Source organism: Sporosarcina aquimarina, from assembly GCF_019748715.1.
GTDB lineage: Bacteria > Bacillota > Bacilli > Bacillales_A > Planococcaceae > Sporosarcina > Sporosarcina newyorkensis.
Genome location: NZ_JACLBZ010000060.1, coordinates 1 through 265, shown reverse-complemented (window position 1 = coordinate 265; position 265 = coordinate 1). Strand labels below are relative to the sequence as shown.

Below are 265 nucleotides of genomic sequence, written 5' to 3'. Positions count from 1 at the left end.
AATTTTACCCAGGAGGATTAGCTCAGCTGGGAGAGCACCTGCCTTACAAGCAGGGGGTCGGCGGTTCGAGCCCGTCATCCTCCACCATATTTTCTACACTTTTGCCGGTGTAGCTCAACTGGTAGAGCAACTGACTTGTAATCAGTAGGTTGAGGGTTCAAGTCCTTTCGCCGGCACCACTTCATGTACGAGCCATTAGCTCAGTTGGTAGAGCATCTGACTTTTAATCAGAGGGTCACAGGTTCGAATCCTGTATGGCTCACCA

Annotated in this window: 3 tRNA genes; all 3 read left to right on the top strand. The window is 50.6% G+C overall.

The window, feature by feature from the left end:
- Positions 1–11: 11 nt before the first annotated feature.
- Positions 12–87 (top strand) — tRNA-Val (locus tag H7J92_RS17540).
- Between the two features lie 16 nt (positions 88–103).
- Positions 104–179 (top strand) — tRNA-Thr (locus H7J92_RS17535).
- Between the two features lie 10 nt (positions 180–189).
- Positions 190–265, top strand: a tRNA-Lys gene (locus H7J92_RS17530).